The organism is Neisseria sp. P0008.S004 (genome assembly GCF_051962755.1).
GTDB classification, from domain to species: domain Bacteria; phylum Pseudomonadota; class Gammaproteobacteria; order Burkholderiales; family Neisseriaceae; genus Neisseria; species Neisseria subflava_A.
In genome coordinates this window covers 1,953-21,492 of the sequence record NZ_JBQCUZ010000002.1, presented here as the reverse complement: position 1 = coordinate 21,492, position 19,540 = coordinate 1,953, and the positions used below count along the sequence as shown (strand labels likewise).

The 19,540-nt window shown below is 46.4% G+C and carries 22 protein-coding genes, 7 tRNA genes and 1 pseudogene; 14 read left to right on the top strand and 16 right to left on the bottom strand.

Annotated elements, in window-relative coordinates; genetic code table 11:
* Window positions 1-49 precede the first annotated feature (49 nt).
* The 6 genes from ACTHSW_RS01925 to ACTHSW_RS01900 all read left to right on the top strand — a co-directional run bounded on the left by ACTHSW_RS01925 (window position 50) and on the right by ACTHSW_RS01900 (window position 3,648).
* Entirely contained in the window at window positions 50-760 is a 711-nt protein-coding gene (locus tag ACTHSW_RS01925) for a hypothetical protein (protein ID WP_070460939.1), read from the top strand.
* Window positions 754-1,212 (top strand): hypothetical protein, encoded by a 459-nt coding sequence (locus ACTHSW_RS01920; RefSeq protein WP_070460940.1) that lies wholly within the window; start codon window positions 754-756, stop codon window positions 1,210-1,212. Before ACTHSW_RS01925 ends, ACTHSW_RS01920 begins: the two co-directional genes overlap by 7 nt.
* 331 nt (window positions 1,213-1,543) lie before the next feature.
* The gene (locus ACTHSW_RS01915) at window positions 1,544-1,693 is read left to right on the top strand and encodes a hypothetical protein (RefSeq protein ID WP_349251535.1); all 150 of its coding nucleotides are present in this window, start codon (window positions 1,544-1,546) and stop codon (window positions 1,691-1,693) included.
* Window positions 1,694-2,188: a contact-dependent growth inhibition system immunity protein gene (locus ACTHSW_RS01910; RefSeq protein ID WP_107768770.1), complete on the top strand. Its 495-nt coding sequence runs from the start codon at window positions 1,694-1,696 to the stop codon at window positions 2,186-2,188. It abuts the gene before it with no gap.
* A 157-nt stretch (window positions 2,189-2,345) separates the two neighbouring features.
* A complete protein-coding gene (locus ACTHSW_RS01905; RefSeq protein WP_107768769.1) occupies window positions 2,346-2,972 on the top strand; it encodes a hypothetical protein in 627 nt (208 codons plus the stop codon).
* A 250-nt stretch (window positions 2,973-3,222) separates the two neighbouring features.
* Window positions 3,223-3,648 (top strand): site-specific integrase, encoded by a 426-nt coding sequence (locus ACTHSW_RS01900; protein WP_234395971.1) that lies wholly within the window; start codon window positions 3,223-3,225, stop codon window positions 3,646-3,648.
* Between the two features lie 96 nt (window positions 3,649-3,744).
* Here the strand turns inward: ACTHSW_RS01900 and ACTHSW_RS01895 are convergent.
* The 10 genes from ACTHSW_RS01895 to ccoG form a co-directional block, all read right to left on the bottom strand.
* Window positions 3,745-3,834 (bottom strand) — tRNA-Leu (locus ACTHSW_RS01895).
* Window positions 3,835-3,855: 21 nt separating this feature from the next.
* A tRNA-Cys gene (locus ACTHSW_RS01890) sits at window positions 3,856-3,933 on the bottom strand.
* 10 nt (window positions 3,934-3,943) lie between these two features.
* A tRNA-Cys gene (locus ACTHSW_RS01885) sits at window positions 3,944-4,017 on the bottom strand.
* A 36-nt stretch (window positions 4,018-4,053) separates the two neighbouring features.
* Window positions 4,054-4,129 (bottom strand) — tRNA-Gly (locus ACTHSW_RS01880).
* Between the two features lie 21 nt (window positions 4,130-4,150).
* Window positions 4,151-4,226, bottom strand: a tRNA-Gly gene (locus ACTHSW_RS01875).
* 24 nt (window positions 4,227-4,250) lie between these two features.
* Window positions 4,251-4,326: transfer RNA gene (locus tag ACTHSW_RS01870), tRNA-Gly, on the bottom strand.
* Between the two features lie 34 nt (window positions 4,327-4,360).
* A tRNA-Gly gene (locus ACTHSW_RS01865) sits at window positions 4,361-4,436 on the bottom strand.
* Between the two features lie 94 nt (window positions 4,437-4,530).
* Window positions 4,531-5,091 (bottom strand): CDP-diacylglycerol--glycerol-3-phosphate 3-phosphatidyltransferase, encoded by a 561-nt coding sequence (pgsA, locus tag ACTHSW_RS01860; RefSeq protein ID WP_003679552.1) that lies wholly within the window; start codon window positions 5,089-5,091, stop codon window positions 4,531-4,533.
* Between the two features lie 674 nt (window positions 5,092-5,765).
* Window positions 5,766-6,332: a FixH family protein gene (locus ACTHSW_RS01855; RefSeq protein ID WP_083290046.1), complete on the bottom strand. Its 567-nt coding sequence runs from the start codon at window positions 6,330-6,332 to the stop codon at window positions 5,766-5,768.
* 5 nt (window positions 6,333-6,337) lie between these two features.
* Complete coding sequence (gene ccoG / locus ACTHSW_RS01850) at window positions 6,338-7,822, bottom strand: cytochrome c oxidase accessory protein CcoG (protein ID WP_070460945.1); 1,485 nt, start codon at window positions 7,820-7,822, stop codon at window positions 6,338-6,340.
* Window positions 7,823-8,271: 449 nt separating this feature from the next.
* Between ccoG and tkt the strand changes: the two genes are divergently transcribed.
* The gene (gene tkt / locus ACTHSW_RS01845) at window positions 8,272-10,251 is read left to right on the top strand and encodes a transketolase (protein ID WP_070460946.1); all 1,980 of its coding nucleotides are present in this window, start codon (window positions 8,272-8,274) and stop codon (window positions 10,249-10,251) included.
* A gap of 66 nt (window positions 10,252-10,317) precedes the next feature.
* Here the strand turns inward: tkt and clpA are convergent, their stop codons facing one another.
* A complete protein-coding gene (gene clpA, locus ACTHSW_RS01840) occupies window positions 10,318-12,597 on the bottom strand; it encodes an ATP-dependent Clp protease ATP-binding subunit ClpA (RefSeq protein WP_440365022.1) in 2,280 nt (759 codons plus the stop codon).
* A 3-nt stretch (window positions 12,598-12,600) separates the two neighbouring features.
* Window positions 12,601-12,912 carry an ATP-dependent Clp protease adapter ClpS gene (gene clpS, locus ACTHSW_RS01835; RefSeq protein WP_070460948.1) on the bottom strand — a complete coding sequence of 104 codons (312 nt, stop codon included), beginning with the start codon at window positions 12,910-12,912 and terminating at the stop codon, window positions 12,601-12,603.
* Between the two features lie 257 nt (window positions 12,913-13,169).
* Between clpS and ACTHSW_RS01830 the strand changes: the two genes are divergently transcribed.
* The 4 genes from ACTHSW_RS01830 to ACTHSW_RS01815 all read left to right on the top strand — a co-directional run bounded on the left by ACTHSW_RS01830 (window position 13,170) and on the right by ACTHSW_RS01815 (window position 14,706).
* Window positions 13,170-13,373, top strand: coding sequence for a cold-shock protein (locus ACTHSW_RS01830; protein WP_070460950.1), 204 nt, complete (start codon window positions 13,170-13,172; stop codon window positions 13,371-13,373).
* A gap of 75 nt (window positions 13,374-13,448) precedes the next feature.
* Window positions 13,449-13,664, top strand: coding sequence for a hypothetical protein (locus ACTHSW_RS01825; protein WP_003746135.1), 216 nt, complete (start codon window positions 13,449-13,451; stop codon window positions 13,662-13,664).
* Window positions 13,665-13,748: 84 nt separating this feature from the next.
* Entirely contained in the window at window positions 13,749-14,195 is a 447-nt protein-coding gene (gene smpB, locus ACTHSW_RS01820) for an SsrA-binding protein SmpB (protein ID WP_003679566.1), read from the top strand.
* 70 nt (window positions 14,196-14,265) lie between these two features.
* A complete protein-coding gene (locus ACTHSW_RS01815) occupies window positions 14,266-14,706 on the top strand; it encodes a hypothetical protein (protein ID WP_003682952.1) in 441 nt (146 codons plus the stop codon).
* A gap of 72 nt (window positions 14,707-14,778) precedes the next feature.
* Here ACTHSW_RS01815 and ACTHSW_RS01810 read toward each other — a convergent pair whose 3' ends face one another.
* Window positions 14,779-15,264: a DUF4189 domain-containing protein gene (locus tag ACTHSW_RS01810; RefSeq protein ID WP_070460952.1), complete on the bottom strand. Its 486-nt coding sequence runs from the start codon at window positions 15,262-15,264 to the stop codon at window positions 14,779-14,781.
* Between the two features lie 174 nt (window positions 15,265-15,438).
* Between ACTHSW_RS01810 and ACTHSW_RS01805 the strand changes: the two genes are divergently transcribed.
* Complete coding sequence (locus ACTHSW_RS01805; protein WP_440373749.1) at window positions 15,439-16,446, top strand: IS5 family transposase; 1,008 nt, start codon at window positions 15,439-15,441, stop codon at window positions 16,444-16,446.
* Between the two features lie 72 nt (window positions 16,447-16,518).
* On the opposite strand, the gene ACTHSW_RS01800 is transcribed toward ACTHSW_RS01805, so the two are convergent.
* The 3 genes from ACTHSW_RS01800 to ACTHSW_RS01790 are packed head-to-tail and all read right to left on the bottom strand — an operon-like array spanning window position 16,519 to window position 17,983.
* Window positions 16,519-16,782 carry a hypothetical protein gene (locus tag ACTHSW_RS01800; protein WP_070461563.1) on the bottom strand — a complete coding sequence of 88 codons (264 nt, stop codon included), beginning with the start codon at window positions 16,780-16,782 and terminating at the stop codon, window positions 16,519-16,521.
* Window positions 16,783-16,807: 25 nt separating this feature from the next.
* The gene (locus tag ACTHSW_RS01795; protein WP_070461564.1) at window positions 16,808-17,407 is read right to left on the bottom strand and encodes a Maf family protein; all 600 of its coding nucleotides are present in this window, start codon (window positions 17,405-17,407) and stop codon (window positions 16,808-16,810) included.
* A 39-nt stretch (window positions 17,408-17,446) separates the two neighbouring features.
* The gene (locus ACTHSW_RS01790) at window positions 17,447-17,983 is read right to left on the bottom strand and encodes a gamma carbonic anhydrase family protein (protein ID WP_070461565.1); all 537 of its coding nucleotides are present in this window, start codon (window positions 17,981-17,983) and stop codon (window positions 17,447-17,449) included.
* 452 nt (window positions 17,984-18,435) lie between these two features.
* On the opposite strand from ACTHSW_RS01790, the gene ACTHSW_RS01785 reads away from it, so the two are divergent.
* Both ACTHSW_RS01785 and ACTHSW_RS01780 read left to right on the top strand, forming a co-directional pair.
* Window positions 18,436-19,059, top strand: coding sequence for a biliverdin-producing heme oxygenase (locus ACTHSW_RS01785; RefSeq protein ID WP_070461566.1), 624 nt, complete (start codon window positions 18,436-18,438; stop codon window positions 19,057-19,059).
* Window positions 19,060-19,271: 212 nt separating this feature from the next.
* Window positions 19,272-19,540, top strand: a pseudogene (locus tag ACTHSW_RS01780) (transferrin-binding protein-like solute binding protein); the annotation flags it as partial.

Below are 19,540 nucleotides of genomic sequence, written 5' to 3'. Positions count from 1 at the left end.
GGGCATCAATGTTATATTTGATACAGATCTCCCTGTTTCCAGAAGCATTATGGGACAAAAAGCCAAGCATGGTGCAGGTTCGGGTGAGTTGATCATTGATGCGGGAATCAATGCAGTCAGTGTATATCCGCCGGTTGCAGTAGGACTTGCCTCATGGGGAGTGGGCGACAGCATCGCGAATAACAATCCTGAACAGCTAGGGTCGAGCTTGGCTGGATTGGGCAGTTCATTTGTTCTTGCTAAGACGGTGGGAAACACAGCATATCGGATTGATTGGGGCGGACTGCCGACAACATCTTCCTTGAAGCTGCAGCAAATGGGGAGTATCAACCCTCCTCGGCTAACCAAAATTCGTGCAAACGAATTGGATGTCAAGAGTTATGGCGAAGCGAAAAAAGGAGATGTTAAAGGAGATAATTTAGAACATGACCATATTCCTTCTTTTGCAGCTTTAGTAGCAGCAAATGAAACAATACTGGGTCGTTCTTTAACTGCATCAGAATTGAGGCAATTAAAAAATGAATCTACAGCTATAACACTGCCACATGAATTTCATAAGCAGAGTAGGACATATAAGGGCAGAAACACTCAGGAACAAATTCAAGAAGATGCTCAAAATCTTTGTGCAGCTCAATGTAAAGACTTGGCTGTACTTGAAAAGAATCTTGAAAAATCTGGAAAATATACAAAATCTGAAATTGAACAAGCAATTAAAGACATTAAAGAAAAAAATGAGATAAGAGGTATTAAGTTATGGTAATTATGAAACCAGAATTGGAAAATATTTGGTATATAGAACAAAATAACAAAACTATTTGGGAAATATTAGGGTTACCCTCATCTAATTGTTACGTAAATACTGAATGGGAGAGAGACCTAGGTTATATTTATCACGAGTTCTTTGATTTTGGAATTAGTATTTTATTTATTAATAATAAATTAGATACAATATTTTTTTTCATGAAAGAAAAAGATGGTTTCAAAAAAACTGATTTATCACCTTTTAATTTCATATCTATTCATGATGGTATAAAGAAAATTGAAGAAAGTAAATTATATGATAAGAAGGAAATCCTGAATAATGGAAGAAATATTAATTATTTTGTTAATAATATTAAAATTAATTTAACTATTAATACACATAATGAGATTGAACTATTGGCTATTCAACAAACCATTGTCTGTATAAAGTCTAAATACAGTAAACCCTAACCTACATAAAACACCCATAACGCAAATAGCTGCTACACGAATCCTTCACGTAGAGTTTATGTGCAAGCTGTAGCCCATATGAAACCTAAACTCAACAAGTAGGATGTGTGCGGAACGCACGCATGCGGTTCTCAAGGTTTGAGCTAAGAGGCCGTCTGAAACAACAAATACGGTTTCAGACGACCTTTCTTTCAACAAGCCACCACAGTAATCAGACAAAAGCAACCCGCCGCCACACCCATATCGGCAGCACGGCCAGCAAAACCATTATCCGCAGCAGTGTAAAGACAACTCTAAGACGGCAAATTTTGAACGTCATAGCCTTTCGGGTATGACATTAAGGGCCGACATGATCAAACAGCGCGAAATCCATCTGGCCATACCCGCACAAACTAATAAGGAGCAAAGATTGCAGTTGCAACGTGTGGTAGAGTATGGCAAAAATCGAAACATTACAGTCAAAATTACGGAGATCAAATAAATGACTTTTAATCAAGAACAAGATTATTGGGCTGGCTATAAGGCAAATGAAAGAGCCTTGATTATTCAAACATGGTCAGGATTTGGGCGATATGCTCCAGACCACCTATATCCCCCTCATATCCTGCCGTTGGATACCGACAATGGAACTTTAGGCACGACGGTTTTGCAAGCGTTGGCAAACAGCAGGACTTTCGTTTATGACAGTTCGGAAGACCAAGATTTTTTTGATACCGAAAAATTTCGGCAACGCTATGAGGATTGGGTTGCCAACCTATGCGGGAACTTGGGCTATAAAACCAGACGCGCTTTATTTAAAAACATGATGAGCGGGGATATTTGGCTGCACAACGGTTGCCTGAAAATCAGCCCGAGCCGCCATGTCAAGCTGGAAGCGTGGGATGCCATTGATGCAGACGATGTTATTTTATCATTGGATAACAGCCCTGAAGAAATCGGAGCAGGTTTAAGGTTGGTATTGAGCCGCTGCCGATAACATTTGACAAAAGGTCGTCTGAAAGCTGGAAAAATGTTTCAGACGACCTTTTTATTAGACTCAAGCTCGCGTGCGTGCGTACCGCGCACACCTTCGCTGCAGATTTAATGTGGGCTACGACTTGCTGAAGATAAAGTTATTAAGGAATTTGTCAAATATGGAAAAAATTGAGAAATTTAAATCTGAATTATTAAATGCCATCTTTCAATATACTCAATGCATATCTATTTTTGTCTATAAGAAAAAGATATATTATTTAATTGATTATAAGGAAAATTTTGAATTAAATGCAAAAATATCTTTTGACATTTACCTAAGAGAAGGAATTATAACTAAAGAACAATATAATTATGATTATAAAAATTACCGTAATGGCATCTGGCAGTTAACTAAGGACAATTTCGAAAGCTATCTTCAATCAGATTCAGTCATTGTATTAAAAAAAGATGAATTGAAGGAACTGATGTTTCAGGGGTTTACTTCTGCTGAAGCAGTAAGGTTATATTCCGTTGTCGAGAACAAGCTGTCGTACAATGATCCTATCTCAGACTCTGGCCAGCAAAGTGATTTCTTAAAAATCAATCAGATTTCTTCGAGGCTGCCTTTGTTCTATATCAATTTTGATACGGAAGTGTATCTGCATATGGATTGGGACAGATGTCATGAAGATTATGTCTATGATGGCTGGTTTTCAAAGGCAATGGATTTTGGGTATTTAATACCGGATGAATTCTGTTACTGGAAAATTGAAGGACGGGATTATTGGAAATTTAGCCAATTATAAAGATAAGCAAGCCATAGTTTGTATGAATTCAAAAGGCCGTCTGAAAATAGAAAAACCGTTTCAGACGACCTTTGTTTAATGCCATCGAGCCAGCGGGCCATAAAGCGTAGTTGTCCAAAAAGGTATATTGATAGGCAAATATAAAAAGGAGGAAAAGTCAATTTTACTACCTTCAAACATTTTCAATTTTGAGTATTGATATGATAATTAATTATTTAGTATAAATACCGGCTTGCGACAGGCAAATGGTTTGGGTTTGACATGGAATCAGGTTGATTTAGATAGGAAGGTCTGTTGGTATCATCCTGATGAAATGAAAGCTGGAAATGTACTGGGTGTTGCTTTGAATGATACTGCTGTTGAAGTATTAAAGCGGCAGATAGGCAAGCATAAGAAATTTGTTTTTGTGAATAAGTGGAATAAACCAATTAGCGGCATTAACAGCCGATATTGGAAGAAGACGTTAGAACTGGCAGAAATAGAAGACTTTATTTGGCACGATTTAAGGCACACTTGGGCAAGTTGGTTAGTTCAGCGGAGAGTGTTGCAAGAAATGGGTGGTTGGAAGACGTTAAGGATGGTGCAGAGATACGCACATTTGGCTCCTGGGCATCTTCATCAACATGCTCAAGTTTTGCACGAGCTTGTCACATTTGACACAAATGGCGCAAGTTAGACACAAATCAGGCACAAACAAAAAAGACAGCCTTACAAATAAGCTGTCAATTAGAAATTTAGAATCTTAGGTTTTTCAATAAATTCAGATATTTATTGGTGCCCGGAGCCGGAATCGAACCGGCACGGCCGGTTTAGGGCCGACGGATTTTAAGTCCGTTGTGTCTACCTATTTCACCACCCGGGCGTAGACAATAAATTGATAGATTGGAGGCGGGGGCGCGGATTTGAACCGGCCTATATAAGGGTTGCACCCCTTATAGCATAAACACTCTGCCACCCCGCCATGAAATGGATGGAGGCGAGAGTCGGAATCGAACCGGCGTAGACGGATTTGCAATCCGCTGCATAACCACTTTGCTATCTCGCCAAATAAACTACTTTGGAGTGTTGGTAGTATTGAAACTGGAGCGGGAAACGAGTCTCGAACTCGCGACCTCAACCTTGGCAAGGTTGCGCTCTACCAACTGAGCTATTCCCGCGTATTCGGATGCATGATTTAATGGAGCGGGAAACGAGTCTCGAACTCGCGACCTCAACCTTGGCAAGGTTGCGCTCTACCAACTGAGCTATTCCCGCATTTGAATGCATCTGAAATTAAACTGGAGCGGGAAACGAGTCTCGAACTCGCGACCTCAACCTTGGCAAGGTTGCGCTCTACCAACTGAGCTATTCCCGCATATTGAAAAAGAACAATCAACAAGTAATCAGGATGGAGCGGGAAACGAGTCTCGAACTCGCGACCTCAACCTTGGCAAGGTTGCGCTCTACCAACTGAGCTATTCCCGCTCTGATATTTGTTGCTTCGTATATCGAAGAAGACGCAATTATTATGGATTTAATCGTGTGCGTCAAGTGTTTTGTTTTTATTTTTTTAAAAATTTTATTTGAATTCTTTCCATGCCATTTTCAGGTAGTAGCACATGGACCAGATGGTCAATACAGATGCTATAAACATCAATATGTTACCAATGAGATAGAAAGGGTCGTTATATTTGTCTGTGCCGATAAGTAAAAGGAAGATGGCGATCATTTGGGCAGTGGTTTTGAATTTGCCGATAGTGGCCACTGCAACGCTGCCGCGTTTGCCCATTTGTGCCATCCATTCGCGCAGGGCGGAAATGGTAATTTCTCGGCCAATAATAATCATGGCGAAGATAGCGTATGTTCTGCCAAGGCTGACGAGCAGGAGTAGGGCAACGGCAACCATGAGTTTGTCGGCAACGGGGTCGAGGAATGCGCCAAAGTCGGAGGTTTGTTTCCAGCGACGTGCTAAAAAGCCGTCAAACCAGTCTGTAATAGCTGCAAGTGCAAAGATGATAGCGGCTGTCCAGTTGACGGTTTGTGGTTGAATCCATGTGTTCGGTAAATAGAATAGGATGGTAAACACGGGGATTAATAGGACGCGCATCCAGGTAAGTAAAATAGGTATGTTCCAAGGCATGGTTTGTGACCTTTTGGACGATGTGTCGGATTGTCCATTATAGCTTATTTGCTTACTGGGCTTTTTTGAGTGTTGTTTTTTTGCCGACAAGTAACGTGGGCAAAGGGCTTTGTTATGCGGGTTGTGAAGAAAGTCTGTTAAGGCCGTCTGAAAAATGGGTTGTTGAGGGGTATAAATGTTTTTGGGCAGGTAAGTGGCTGCAAAATAGTGGGCAACGAGGTCGGCCTGCTGCTCAATATTGAGTTGGTTGAAGTGAGGCAAAGGCATGGGATAGGCGTAAGCTTTGCGTTTCCTATATCCGCCTTTGAGCATAATGAATAAACCGGATAACCAAACTTTGTGACCGCGCTGGTGTTGCCAGACGTGTGTAAGCTCATGAATCAGCCAGATTTTGTAGGCGATGCCGGCTTGAGTGAAATCATCAGGGCAGTGTTTGCGCGGGAAATATATATTTCCATTGGGGGCAATGGCGGTATTGGGGTTGGGTAGGAAGGGGATGCCGCGATATATTTTAATGCGGTTGAAGTCTATGCCGTCGGCAAAAACCTGTTTTGCCATACGGACTTCGTTTTCTGTCAGTCTGCGCCAATTGGAAAAAATCATATTTTAAAGAATGATAGAGGGTAAAAGATTTTCAGGCCGTCTGAAAGTTTCAGACGGCCTGAACATGGGATTTATTGTTCTTCTGAAGCGGCTTGTTTGCCGTTGTCGAACAATTTGTCCATAGGCGTCAGATTGACTGCGTTGCCTTGGCTAACTATCCATTTGTTTTCAACACGCCATACGCCTGAGGCATCTTCAACGCGCAGGTACCAATGATTGGTTGGGCGTAAAGGTTTAAAGACGGCTTCGTATTCCATACGGCCGTTTTGTGGCTCGGCTGTTACGGTGCGCAGCTTGACGATTTGGTCGTCAGCTTTGCGTGTAGGGTGCATCAGCAGCAGGTTTAATGACTGTTTGGGATCGAATTGTCCGCTGACGAATACTTTGGCGGCATTCATGTCCGGACTGATTAAAACCTGCACCTGAATCTGCCGTTTAACGGCTTCTTCATCGCGGTGAAGCTGGATTTCGATGTGTTTTCCGTCTTTATAGTAATCGTCGGAAACCAAGTCTGTCGTATGTTCTTTTGCGACGAAGAACATGGAAACGCTGGCGATAACGACAAAGATTGGACCTGCCATCAGCACCCAAGGCCAAGTGTGTTTATACCAAGGCTTAGTGGGATTGGGTTTGGACACCGTTGTTATTCTCCAATAAAGGTTGCTTTTTCATTCAAGACAGTCGGTTCGGCATCAGCGTCATCGGTTTCACGATATGTGAAAGTAAATTCAATCGGCTGGCTGCCTTTTTCGGCGTACTCAGGGATGGTGGATACTTGAACCGGAATGGTTACGGTTTCGCGTGGCGCAATTTTAATACCGTTTTCGGGTAAGCCGGTCAAGGCGATATCATCAAAACCTTTGACTGTGGCAGTAACGGTCTGCTCATGTTCACTCTTATTAATGATGCGCAGGTTGTAGGCATTTTCCAACCAGCCTTGGCTGTTTTCACGTACCATCACGCCGCGGTCTTTCAGAATATCCACTTCGACCATTTTACGGGTGGAAATACCGGTTAAGAAAGCAATAATAACCACAAACAATACTGCACCATAACCTGCAACGCGAGGGCGTTTCAGACGTTTTTTGATGTCGCTTTCAGGGTATTCATGCTCCATTGCACCTTCGGTGGTGTAACGGATCAGGCCGCGCGGATAACCCATTTTGTCCATGATTTCGTCACAAGCATCGACACAGGCTGCACAACCGATACATTGGTATTGCAGACCGTCGCGGATGTCGATACCAACAGGGCAGACTTGTACGCACATGGTGCAGTTGATGCAGTCGCCTAAGCCGCTGTCTTCTTTGTTGGCGGTTTTTTTGCGTGCACCGCGAGGTTCGCCGCGTTCGGTATCGTAGGAAATAATCAGTGTGTCTTTGTCAAACATCGCACTTTGGAAGCGTGCATACGGGCACATATGCAGACACACTTTTTCGCGCATGATGTGGGCAAAAAAGAAGGTCATGAATCCGTAAAACGCTGCGGCAAACATTGCGCCACCGCCTGCTGCTCCGGTGAATAAATCGGGAACAAACTGGCGGATAGGGACAAACCAGCCTGCAAAAGTGATACCTGTCCACGCACAGACAAGGAAAATCAGCAGGTATTTGGTGGCTTTAATACGGATTTTAGTAAAGTTCCAAGGCGATTTTTCCAGTTTTAAACGTTTGTTGCGGTCGCCTTCAACCAAGTTGTCGATCCAAAGCATGATTTCGGTGTAAACCGTTTGCGGGCAAGAGTAGCCGCACCACAAACGACCGGCAATGGTTGTCCACCAAAACAGTCCGAAAGCACAAATCATCAGCAGCAAGGCAAGGTAAATCAAATCGCCCATGCCCAGTGACAGGCCGAAAATGAAAAAATGACGGTCAGGGATATTGAATAAAACTGCCTGACGGTTACTCCAGTTAAACCATGGAATTACGTAAAATACAAACTGGGTCGCCAATACGGCGGCGATACGTAGTTTGGCAAAGCGTCCTTCTGCTTTTTTCGGATGGATGCGTTCGCCTTCGGGATGAATTTGAATTACGCTGGATTTGGGTTTGGAAGGTTTGGGCGGAGTGGCTTTTGCCGTTTTTTCTGTTGAGGGTGTGGCGTTTTCAGCTTGGTTTTCGGGTGACATAATCAGTGTTCCTTAATCGAAGTGCACACAAGCCTTTTGTCATGGTAGTAGTTTGATGCGAATATTTTCAGACGGCCTTTGGAGTGCATATAAAATCATAACATTTGACTCTATGCAAAGCAAAAGCAGGGTTTGCCCTTAACAATAGTTGCGGTACTCCTGTCTCATACAAGGCCGTCTGAAAAGAGCAGTATTCAAAGACTTACGGAATAAGTGTAGGTTTATACTTATAGCGATTTCCTATTTATCCGATAAAAAATTTACAACATACTGTTTCAAAACGAAATAACAGTTAATATCATCTATCCCGTCCGTTTCAGACGGCCTATTGGAAATCATGCCGTCTGACAATGCAAATATCAAAGGCTATTCTTGAAAGCACGGCTGATTCAGGCGATAATCGGCACACTTTTTTCATATTTCCAATCTTGTCCAAGGAAGGTCAAACCATGTCTCAACTGGCAAACGCAATCCGTTTCCTCTCAGTCGATGCCGTACAAAAAGCCAACTCTGGCCACCCGGGTGCGCCTATGGGTATGGCGGAAATGGCGGAAGTATTGTGGACGAAGTTCCTCAATCATAATCCAGCCAACCCGAAATTCTACAACCGCGACCGTTTTGTCCTCTCCAATGGTCATGCTTCCATGATTCTTTACAGCCTGTTGCACCTGACCGGCTACAACGTTTCCATTGATGATCTGAAAAACTTCCGCCAACTGCACAGCAAAACCCCCGGCCATCCTGAATATGGCTACACCGACGGTGTGGAAACCACGACCGGTCCATTGGGACAAGGTATTGCCAACGCTGTGGGCATGGCTTTGGCCGAAAAAATCTTGGCTGCCGAATTCAATAAAGACGGTTTGAATATCGTTGACCACTACACCTACGTTTTCATGGGCGACGGCTGCATGATGGAAGGCGTATCGCATGAAGCCTGCTCGCTTGCCGGTACTTTGGGCTTGGGCAAACTGATTGTTTTATATGATGACAACAATATTTCCATCGATGGTAAAGTGGACGGTTGGTTTACCGAAAATATTCCGCAACGCTTTGAAAGCTACGGCTGGCATGTGATTCCAAATGTAAACGGTCATGACACTGATGCCATTCAGACGGCCATTGAAGCGGCCAAAGCCGAAACCGGCAAACCTTCCCTGATTTGCTGCAAAACCTTAATCGGTAAAGGCAGTGCCAACAAAGAAGGCAGTCACAAAACCCACGGTGCGCCTTTGGGTGCGGATGAGATCGAAGCCACGCGCAAACATTTGGGTTGGGCTTATCCTGCGTTTGAAATCCCTCAAGAAATCTATGCAGCATGGGATGCAAAAGAAAAAGGCGCGAAACTTGAGGCCGAATGGAACGAACTCTTCGCTCAATATCAAGCCAAATATCCTGCCGAAGCTGCAGAATTCGTGCGCCGCATGGATAAAAAACTGCCTGAAAATTTCGACGCTTACATTCAAGCCGCATTGAAAGAAGTGTGTGCCAAAGCAGAAACCATCGCGACCCGTAAAGCCAGCCAAAACAGCATCGAAATCTTGGCAAAAGAGCTGCCTGAATTGGTGGGCGGTTCTGCCGACTTGACCCCGTCCAACCTGACTGACTGGTCAAACAGCGTTTCCGTTACCCGCGAACACGGCGGCAACTATATTCACTACGGCGTGCGTGAATTCGGTATGGGCGCGGTGATGAATGGCCTTACCCTGCATGGCGGTGTTAAACCATTCAGCGCGACTTTCCTGATGTTCAGTGAATACGAGCGTAATGCCTTACGTATGGCTTCGCTGATGAAAATCAACCCTGTATTTGTGTTCACCCACGATTCCATCGGTTTGGGCGAAGACGGTCCGACCCACCAACCTATCGAGCAAACTGCCACTCTGCGCCTGATTCCGAATATGGATGTATGGCGTCCATGCGATACCGTTGAATCTTTGGTAGCGTGGTCTGAAGCCGTTAAAGCGGCCGATCACCCGTCCAGCCTGATTTTCAGCCGTCAAAACCTGAAATTCCAAGCGCGTGATGAGCAACAGCTGAACAACATCAAACGCGGTGCTTACGTAATCAGTGAAGCTAAAGGCAATGCGCAAGCTGTTGTAATTGCTACCGGTTCTGAAGTTGAATTGGCTCTGGAGGCGCAAAAGGTATTGGCAGAACAAGGTATTGCCGTACGCGTTGTTTCCATGCCTTCTACCAATGTATTCGACCGCCAAGATGCTGCCTACAAAGCCGCCGTTCTGCCGGAAGGCTTGCCACGCGTAGCCGTAGAAGCCGGACATGCCGACGGCTGGTATAAATACGTCGGTTTGAACGGCGCAGTGGTCGGTATCAACCGCTTCGGCGAGTCTGCACCTGCTGATTTGCTGTTCAAAGAATTCGGCTTTACCGTAGACAATGTGGTTGCCACTGTTAAATCCGTCTTGTAAATCAGATTTTTGATTGAGATAAAAAGGCCGTCTGAAATTTCAGACGGCCTTTTATTTTTCAACTGGTTAAACAGTTTCTGCTTCAGGTTTGACTTTGTTTTTCTTGAATTTCAACACGGCTTCTTCTTTTGCCGCATCCCAATCTATCAATACAAAGCCGCCTTCGGCGAGTTTGCCGAACAGGAGTTCGTCGGCGAGCAGTTTGCGGATTTTTTCCTGAATCAGGCGGTGCATCGGGCGCGCGCCCATTTGCGGGTCGAAACCTTTTTCCGCCAGATATTTGCGCAATGCCTGAGTGAATTCGGCTTCGACTTTTTTGTCGAGGAGCTGGTGTTCGAGCTGGAGCAGGAATTTGTCCACGATTTTGGCGATGATGGGTTCGGACAAGGGTGCAAACGGGATAATCGCGTCCAAGCGGTTGCGGAACTCGGGTGTGAAGAGTTTGTTGATCGCCTGCATTTCGTCGCCGCGTTCGCGTTTGGCGGTGAAGCCGAGGCTGGGTCGGCTGAGGCTTTCAGCGCCTGCGTTGGTAGTCATAATCAGGATGACGTTGCGGAAATCGGCACTCTTGCCGTTGTTGTCGGTCAGTTTGCCTGCGTCCATGACTTGCAGGAGGACGTTGAAAATGTCGGGATGGGCTTTTTCGATTTCGTCTAAGAGTAATACGCAATGCGGATGTTTGTTGGCGGCTTCGGTCAAAAGGCCGCCCTGGTCAAAGCCGACGTAGCCCGGCGGCGCGCCGATCAGGCGTGATACGGCGTGGGGTTCCATGTATTCGGACATGTCGAAACGTTGCAGCGGTACGCCCATCGAGTAGGCAAGTTGTTTGGCGACTTCGGTTTTGCCGACGCCGGTCGGACCGGAGAAGAGGAAGCAGCCTATGGGTTTGTCGGGCAGGGCGAGGCCGGAACGCGACATTTTGACGGCGGCAACCAGCGCGTCGATGGCGTTTTCCTGACCGTAAACCATGTTTTTCAAATCGCGTCCGAGGAATTGCAGCACTTGTTTGTCGTCGTGCGACACGGTTTTTTCGGGAATCCGCGCGACTTTGGCGATGACGGTTTCGATTTGCGCTTTGCCGATGACTTTTTTCTGTTTGGATTTGGGCAGAATCTGTTGCGCCGCGCCTGCCTCATCCATCACGTCGATGGCTTTGTCGGGCAGGAAACGCTCGTTGATGTAGCGGGCGGAGAGTTCGGCGGCGGCTTCGAGTGCGCCTTGCGTGTAGCGGACTTGGTGGAAACCTTCAAACATCGGTTTCAAGCCGCGCAGGATTTGCACGGTTTCGGCGACGGTGGGTTCGACCACGTCGATTTTTTGGAAGCGGCGGCTTAAGGCGTGGTCTTTGTCGAAAATAGTGCGGTATTCGTCGTAAGTGGTCGCGCCGATACAGCGCGGCGAACCTTTTGCCAGTGCGGGTTTGAGCAGGTTGGACGCGTCCATCGTGCCGCCGCTGGTGCTGCCCGCGCCAATGATGGTGTGGATTTCGTCGATAAACAAAATGGCTTGAGGGATTTTTTCGAGCTGTTTCAAGACGGATTTGACCCGCGCTTCAAAGTCGCCGCGGTATTTCGTGCCCGCCAAAAGCGAACCCATATCCAGCGCGTACACTTCGGCATCTTTAAGCGCGTCGGGAATGTCGCCGTTGACGATTTGATGCGCCAGCCCTTCCGCCAGCGCGGTTTTGCCCACGCCAGCTTCGCCGACCAAAAGTGGATTGTTTTTGCGGCGGCGGCATAGGATTTGCACCAGCCTTTCCATTTCGTGTTTGCGACCAATCAAAGGGTCGATACGGCCGGCTTTGACTTCAGTGTTGAGATTGACTGTGTAGTCGGAAAGCGAGCCGGTTTTTTGTTCCGCTTCTTCGTCCTCGCGTCCCAGGCCGTCTGAATCATTGCCGTCCTCGTCATCGGGCGAGCCATGGGCAATGCAACGCAAGACTTCAAAGCGTGTAATGGATTGCAATTTGAGGAAATAAACGGCATGGCTTTCGGATTCGCTCATCATGGCAACCAAAATATCCAAAGGCTCTACTGCGGCTTTACCGGCAGACTGGGTATGCACCATCGCCCGTTGGATGACGCGTTGGAAGCCCAATGTCGGCTGGGTTTCGACCGTATCCAGAAGATGATCGGGAATTTGCGGCGTATTTTCAGCAACGCTGGCGGCAAGCTGCTCGGACAGGACTTTCAAATCCACACCGCACAGTTTCAAGACGTTCGGCACAGCTGCATCTTCTTCTATCAGCACCAAAAGCAGGTGCTCTAAGCTGATAAACTCATAACGCGCGTTGCGTGCTTCACGGTAGAGCAGTTGCAGGATGTGTTCCAATTCGGGTGAAAGCATGGTTTAAACCTCTTCGACTATACATTTGAGCGGATGCCCTTCAGCTTTGGCACGTTCCATGACCTGATGTTGCTTAGTCTGGGCAATATCGCGCGTGTAGGTGCCGCACAGGCCTTTGCCTTCGTGGTGCACCAGCAACATGACGGCCACTGCCTGTTCCTGTGCAAGCATAAAGACTTCGGTCAGGATCTCGACGACAAATTCCATGGTGGTGTAATCGTCGTTCAATAAAAATACGCCGTAACGTTTCGGCGGCTGTGTGTTGATATCGCTGAGCAGGGTATCGGATTGGTGGTCGGTATTCGGATGGCTCATAATCTTAGGTTTCAGTTTTCAGACGGCCTGTTTTAGAGTGCAAACCTTTTTCTGTTGTATTTCGGCAATTTTTTTCTATTTTCCCACTTTTTTGAAAACATAGCTTGACGTTTTGTCTTAACAAATGTAAAAAGACGGTTAAGCAGAAGTTGGCACTCAACCGCGTATGCAATACGTGGGAGAAACGCTGAACGTTTTAGTTTTTTGTATGCCTTGTTTTGCTGATTTTGTTAATTTTTAAGTATAGGAAGTTTCTAATGGCAACCGGTATCGTAAAATGGTTTAACGACGCTAAAGGTTTTGGTTTCATCACTCCTGATCAAGGTGGCGAAGATTTGTTCGCTCACTTCTCAGCGATCAACATGGATGGTTTCAAAACCCTGAAAGAAGGTCAACGCGTATCTTTCGACGTAACCACCGGCCCTAAAGGCAAACAAGCTGCTAACATTCAAGCTGCTTAATCAAATGCGCGGCATAAGCCGTATAATCATGGCGGGGTTTCCCGCCATTTTTTATGGGCGTTCGAGTTAAAAATTATGAATCCAAATTCATCTTATCAAAATGCTTTAAACCAGTTGGACGAGCTTATCCGTCATTTCCGCAGCGAAGGCGAGGTCAGCTGCGCCGTTGCCGAGCGTGAAGACCAAATTTTGATCCGCCTTGCCGATTTGAAACTGGATTTGCGTCCTGAAGATGAAAAAGCCATTGCCGATATAGACCGCTTTTACCGTCGCCATGTTTTAAGCGAATAAACGTTTCAAAACCGTTTGCCGTTTTATTTTTTAAGCATGCCTGATAAAATAGGCCGTCTGAAAAGTTTGTAAAGAATCAGCACAATGAGTATTGCCAATAATAAAAAAGCCTTTCACGATTTCTTTATCGAAGACCAAATCGAAGCCGGTATAGTATTGGAGGGATGGGAAGTCAAAGCCATCCGCGCTGCACGCGTGCAATTAAAAGAAAGCTATATCTACTGGAAAAAAGACGCATTCTATTTGGTGGGCTGCCACATTACCGCATTGCCCACTGCCTCGACACACGTCAAACCTGACCCTGTTCGTCCGCGTAAGTTGTTGTTGAAACAATCGGAAATTAATAAGTTAATCGGCAAAACCGAACGCGCCGGTTATACGATTGTGCCCTTAAACCTGCATTACACCCGCGGTAGAATCAAAGTGGAAATCGGTTTGGCCAAGGGTAAGAAACAGCATGACAAACGCCAAAGCCTGAAAGAAGCGGATTGGAAGCGTGAGAAACAACGCTTGATGAAAAACGTACGTTGATTTTTTCAGACGGCCTTTTTATAAAGGCCGTCTGAATATTTATTGTTTGAACATTTTAAAAGGAAAACAGATGAAAACCATGATTTTAGCGGCGGCTTCAGCCGTATTGTTGCTGGGCGCGTGTTCTACTACGGAACAAAGAGTATTGAAACCTGAAGAGCTGACCAGCATCAAACATGTCTGCATCATTCAAAATGCAAAAGTAAGACCGCATGATTTGGATCGTGCTTTGTCCAAAGCTTTGGCAAAACGCGGCATTGGCAGCACGATTGTAACCGCAGACAACCGCGGCAAACTGTATGATTCTTCTTGCCCGTATAATCTGCGTTACAAAACCAAAGGCAATAACGAAATCTTGCGTAAAGGCGTATTTGTGTTGCGAAGCACCAAGTATGCGGTTTCTACGGTCAGCTATTCTTTGAACGATGAAAACCACTTTCGAACCAATCCTGATTTGGTGAAACAGGCTGAAGGCGTTGTCGCCAAATTGTTGGAAAAAAACAGCAAATAAAAGCCAGAATAAAAAACCGGCTTGCCGTGATATGGAGAATATCGGGCAAGCCGGTTTTATTTTCAGACGGCCTTAAATGGATTTGATTTTTTCCCAAAGGGTTTTGACCGTACCTTGATAGTAGGTTTCAGAAGTGCAATAGACTGTTTCTAAAGCACATTGTCCTTGAGAGCCGTATTTTTTGATGCACTGGCTCAAGGCAATTTGATGCACGGTTTTGAAACGTGGGGAGGTAATGGCCACCACGTTTTGAGCAGTTAATTTGCCCATGGCTTTAGGGTAGGCAACCGCGATACAGGTATTGTGCAGTGGGACAACCGTTTTGCAGCCTGTTGCTTGGCCTGCGCCGATACCGGCTAAGGCATCTTGGCCTTTACAGAATGTTTCGAGCTCGGCTGTTGCATCCAGTTGTGTGGCATTTTCTTTGGTGGTTTTGATTTGCAGCGCTTCATTGCTGTCGGCAGGGTTTTGCCACATGGCCAGGTAGCCGTAAGTATCGGCAGCTAGGGCGGCAGGAGTCAGTGCGCAAAGGATAAGTGTCATTAGTGTTTTTTTCATGTTTGTTCCCTGTTTGTTGGGTATTTGTTGTTATTATAAAGCAAAAGTACTTATTTGATATAAATTTGCTTTTAAAATGAATATTTGAGTGTGGCAGATAGATTATAGGCCGAGACCTTTGCAAAATTCCCCAAAATCCCCTAAATTCCCACCAAGACATTTAGGGGATTTTCCATGAGTACCTTCTTTCAGCAAACCGCCCAAGCCATGATCGCCAAACACATCGACCGTTTCCCACTATTGAAGTTGGATCAAGTGATTGATTGGCAACCGATCGAACAATACCTGAATCGTCAAAGAACCCGTTACCTTCGAGACCACCGCGGCCGTCCCGCCTATCCCCTGTTGTCCATGTTCAAAGCCGTCCTGCTCGGACAATGGCACAGCCTCTCCGATCCCGAACTCGAACACAGCCTCATCACCCGCATCGATTTCAACCTGTTTTGCCGTTTTGACGAACTGAGCATCCCCGATTACAGCACCTTATGTCGCTACCGCAACTGGCTGGCGCAAGACGACACCCTATCCGAACTGCTGGAACTGATCAACCGCCAACTGACTGAAAAAGGCTTAAAAGTAGAGAAAGCATCCGTCGCCGTCATTGACGCCATCATTATTCAGACCGCCGGCAGCAAACAACGCCAGGCTATAGAAGTCGATGAAGAAGGGCAAATCAGCGGCCAAACCACGCCGAGTAAAGACAGCGATGCCCGTTGGATAAAGAAAAACGGCCTCTACAAACTCGGGTACAAACAACATACCCGTACCGATGCGGAAGGCTATATTGAGAAACTGCACATTACCCCTGCCAATGCCCATGAATGCAAACACCTGTTGCCTTTGTTGGAAGGCCTATCCAAAGGTACGACCGTCTATGCCGACAAAGGCTACGACAGTAAGGAAAACCAGCAACATCTGAAAGAGCATCGGCTGCAGGACGGCATTATGCGCAAAGCACACAGTAACCATCCGCTGTCGGAAGCGCAAACCAAACGCAACCGATATTTGTCGAAAACCCGTTATGTGGTCGAACAAAGCTTCGGTACGTTACACCGGAAGTTCCGCTATGCGCGGGCAGCCTATTTTGGACTGATTAAAGTGAGTGCACAAAGCCATCTGAAGGCGATGTGTTTGAACCTATTGAAAGCCGCTAACAGGCTAAGTGCGCCTGCTGCCGCCTAAAAGGCGGCCGGATGCCTGATTATCGGGTGTCCGGGGAGGATTAAGGGGGTATTTGGGTAAAATCAGGAGTAATTAGGAGCGGAAATAGACGAAAACCTGTGTTTGGAGTTTCAGCTGTCGAAGGAAGGGCTTTTTTGCAAAGGTCTCATAGGTGTATTGATCGCCGAGCATGACCCAGCCGCCTGCGGGCGCATCTTCTATAGCGGAGCCAAGCTTCCCGAAAGAGAGGATACTGTCGTTGCCTTTGCGGATGGCGGTTGTACCGTCGTCTGAAAAAGTGGTGCAGCCAGCGAGAAGGAATACTGCGGATAAAAAGGGGAAGACGTATGTTTTCATAATGTTTGTTTGAAGGTATTTAAAATCAGGCAAATGGGGGAATACTCAATCCGAATTGTTCCAACAAGCCGACCGTTTCGTAAACGGGCAGGCCCATCACGCCTGTAAAGCTGCCTTGCAAATGCTCGACAAACACGCCGCCCAAACCCTGAATGCCATACGCGCCCGCTTTGTCCATCGGTTCGCCACTTCGGATATAGGCGGATATTTCTTCGGCAGACAAGGTTTTGAAACGTACATCGCTGGTTTGCAAAACGCCGTGCGCTCTCCCTTGCCAATATACGCATACGGCAGTCAGCACCTGATGCGTCTGCCCTGAACGCCGGGCGAGCATTTCGGCTGCTTGGGCTTCGGTTTCCGGTTTGCCGAGGATGTGGTTTTGATAGGCGACCGTAGTGTCGGCAGTCAGAATCGGATATTCGGGCGACGCGTCGTGTGCGGCAAACCATTGCTCGACAGCGGCGGCATTTTTTTCCTGCGCCATACGTTGCACATAATCGGCGGCTTTTTCGTCGGAATGCGGCGTTTCGTCGATGTCGGCAGGGATACGGATAACTTTGAATCCTAGGTTTTCCAAAATTTCGCGGCGGCGCGGGCTGCCGGAGGCTAGGTAGAGTGTGTGCATAAAACTTTCTTTTTTAAGGGATATAAGGTCGCCTGAAAATTATTTTGACTGCTTGTGTTGGCCTGCCAGCCGCACATAATGCGCGGAAGAATATTTCAAAAATTCTTTTTCTTTTTCGGTCAGCGGGCGGACTTGTTTGACGGGCGAACCGACATAGAGATAGCCGCTTTCCAAACGTTTGCGTGGCGGCACCAAACTGCCTGCACCTATCATCACGTCGTCTTCGATGACGGTATCGTCCAGAATAATCGTACCCATCCCAATCAACACACGATCGCCGATGCGGCAGCCGTGCAGCATGACTTTGTGTCCGACGGTTACGTCTTCGCCGATGATAAGGGGTGAGCCTTCGGGCTTTTCCGCGTTTTTGTGCGAAACGTGCAAGACACTGCCGTCCTGTACATTGCTGCGCGCGCCGATGCTGATGCTGTTCACGTCGCCGTGCAACACGGCATACGGCCAAACGGATACGTCTTCGGCAAGCGATACTTCGCCGATGATGACGGAGGTTTCGTCGATGAGGCAGGATTCGTGAATTTGCGGAGTATGGTCTAAGAAGGGGCGGATAGGGTTCATGTTGTTTCTTCCTTTTTGACAGTGTGGCAGGTTTCAGACGACCTGCGGCTCGGTATGGCGAAAGTATGCCGTTTTGACGCAGGTGAGGCAAGGACGGCGTCTACCGAGATGTTGTCATGTCTTTGTAAACAATATTTTTTATGGTTAAGGAATCATTTTCCGTTAAGCCTGCCTCTCTTGTTTGCCGAAGGTGGAAAATTGTCCGTTATTATCTTGTAGTTGCAAGTAGCTGCAAACCATTCTCTTGCCATTTGAATTGGAATGATATATATTTTTAAAAAATATTTCATAAAATAACGAAACCCGATGGTTTGTTTTCAACCAGGTTTGGTGGGTTTCCAATCCCACAAACCTTGGCTTCCATCCCGTGTCCGTTTTCAAATCTATCCAATCCACCTTGTTTAAATAAAGGCGGCCGGAAGGTCGTCTGAAACTGTATGAAGGATATTCACATGAGCGAAACACAAGAGCTGACTTTTGCCAAACGGCTGAAAGAGCAAACTACAACTATTCACGATAGCGTGGACAACTTGGTTATGTCTGTCGAGCCGTTTACCAACAAAGAGAATTACATCAAATTTTTGAAACTGCAATCAGTGTTCCACAAAGCGGTCGATCATATTTATAAAGACTCCGAGTTGAACAAAGCCATTCCTGAGCTGGAATACATGGCGCGTTACGACGCGGTAACGCAAGACTTGGCTGATTTGGGCGACAAACCTTACGAATACGGTAAACCGTTGCCACATGAAACCGGCAACAAAGCCATCGGTTGGCTGTATTGCGCCGAAGGTTCCAATTTGGGCGCAGCATTTTTGTTTAAACACGCGCAAAAACTGGATTACACCGGCGAACACGGCGCGCGCCACCTCGCCCCCCATCCGAACGGCCGCGGCAAACATTGGCGTGCGTTTGTCGAGCATCTGAATGCTTTGGGTTTAAGTCCTGAAGCTGAAGCCGAAGCGATTCAAGGTGCAAAAGATGCATTTGCGTTCTACAAAGTCGTTCTGCGCGAAACATTTGACCTGCCTGCAGGTGCGGAAGCTCCGGAAGGCTTTGTTCCGCACCGTCATTAATGGTTTGACGATATAAGTAGAGGTCGTCTGAAACACATCTGTATACGCGGATTCATAAATTCTGTTTTCAGACGACCTTCATACTGATGCAAGTTTAGTACCGTTTGGTTATCCGCATTTGCGGTATATTTTAATTGGTTTGATGTAAATAATTATCAAATATTTTATCACCATCATTCCAAAATACCATTATCACATTCAGGAGTTTGACCATGAAGGAATCATTTAAATTAAGTATGTTGGCGATTGCCTGCAGCATCGCATTGAGTGCATGCGGTTCAAGCGGTGGTGGCACGCCGTCTGCACAGTCTGCACCGACCCCGCAACAGCCGGGCAATAATTCCGGCTCGGGCGGAGGAGGTGATTCAAAACAAACAGAAGACGCTAAGAAAGCTGAAGAAGCCAAGAAAGCTGAAGAAGCCAAGAAAGCTGAAGAAGCCAAGAAAGCTGAAGAAGCCAAGAAAGCTGAAGAAGCCAAGAA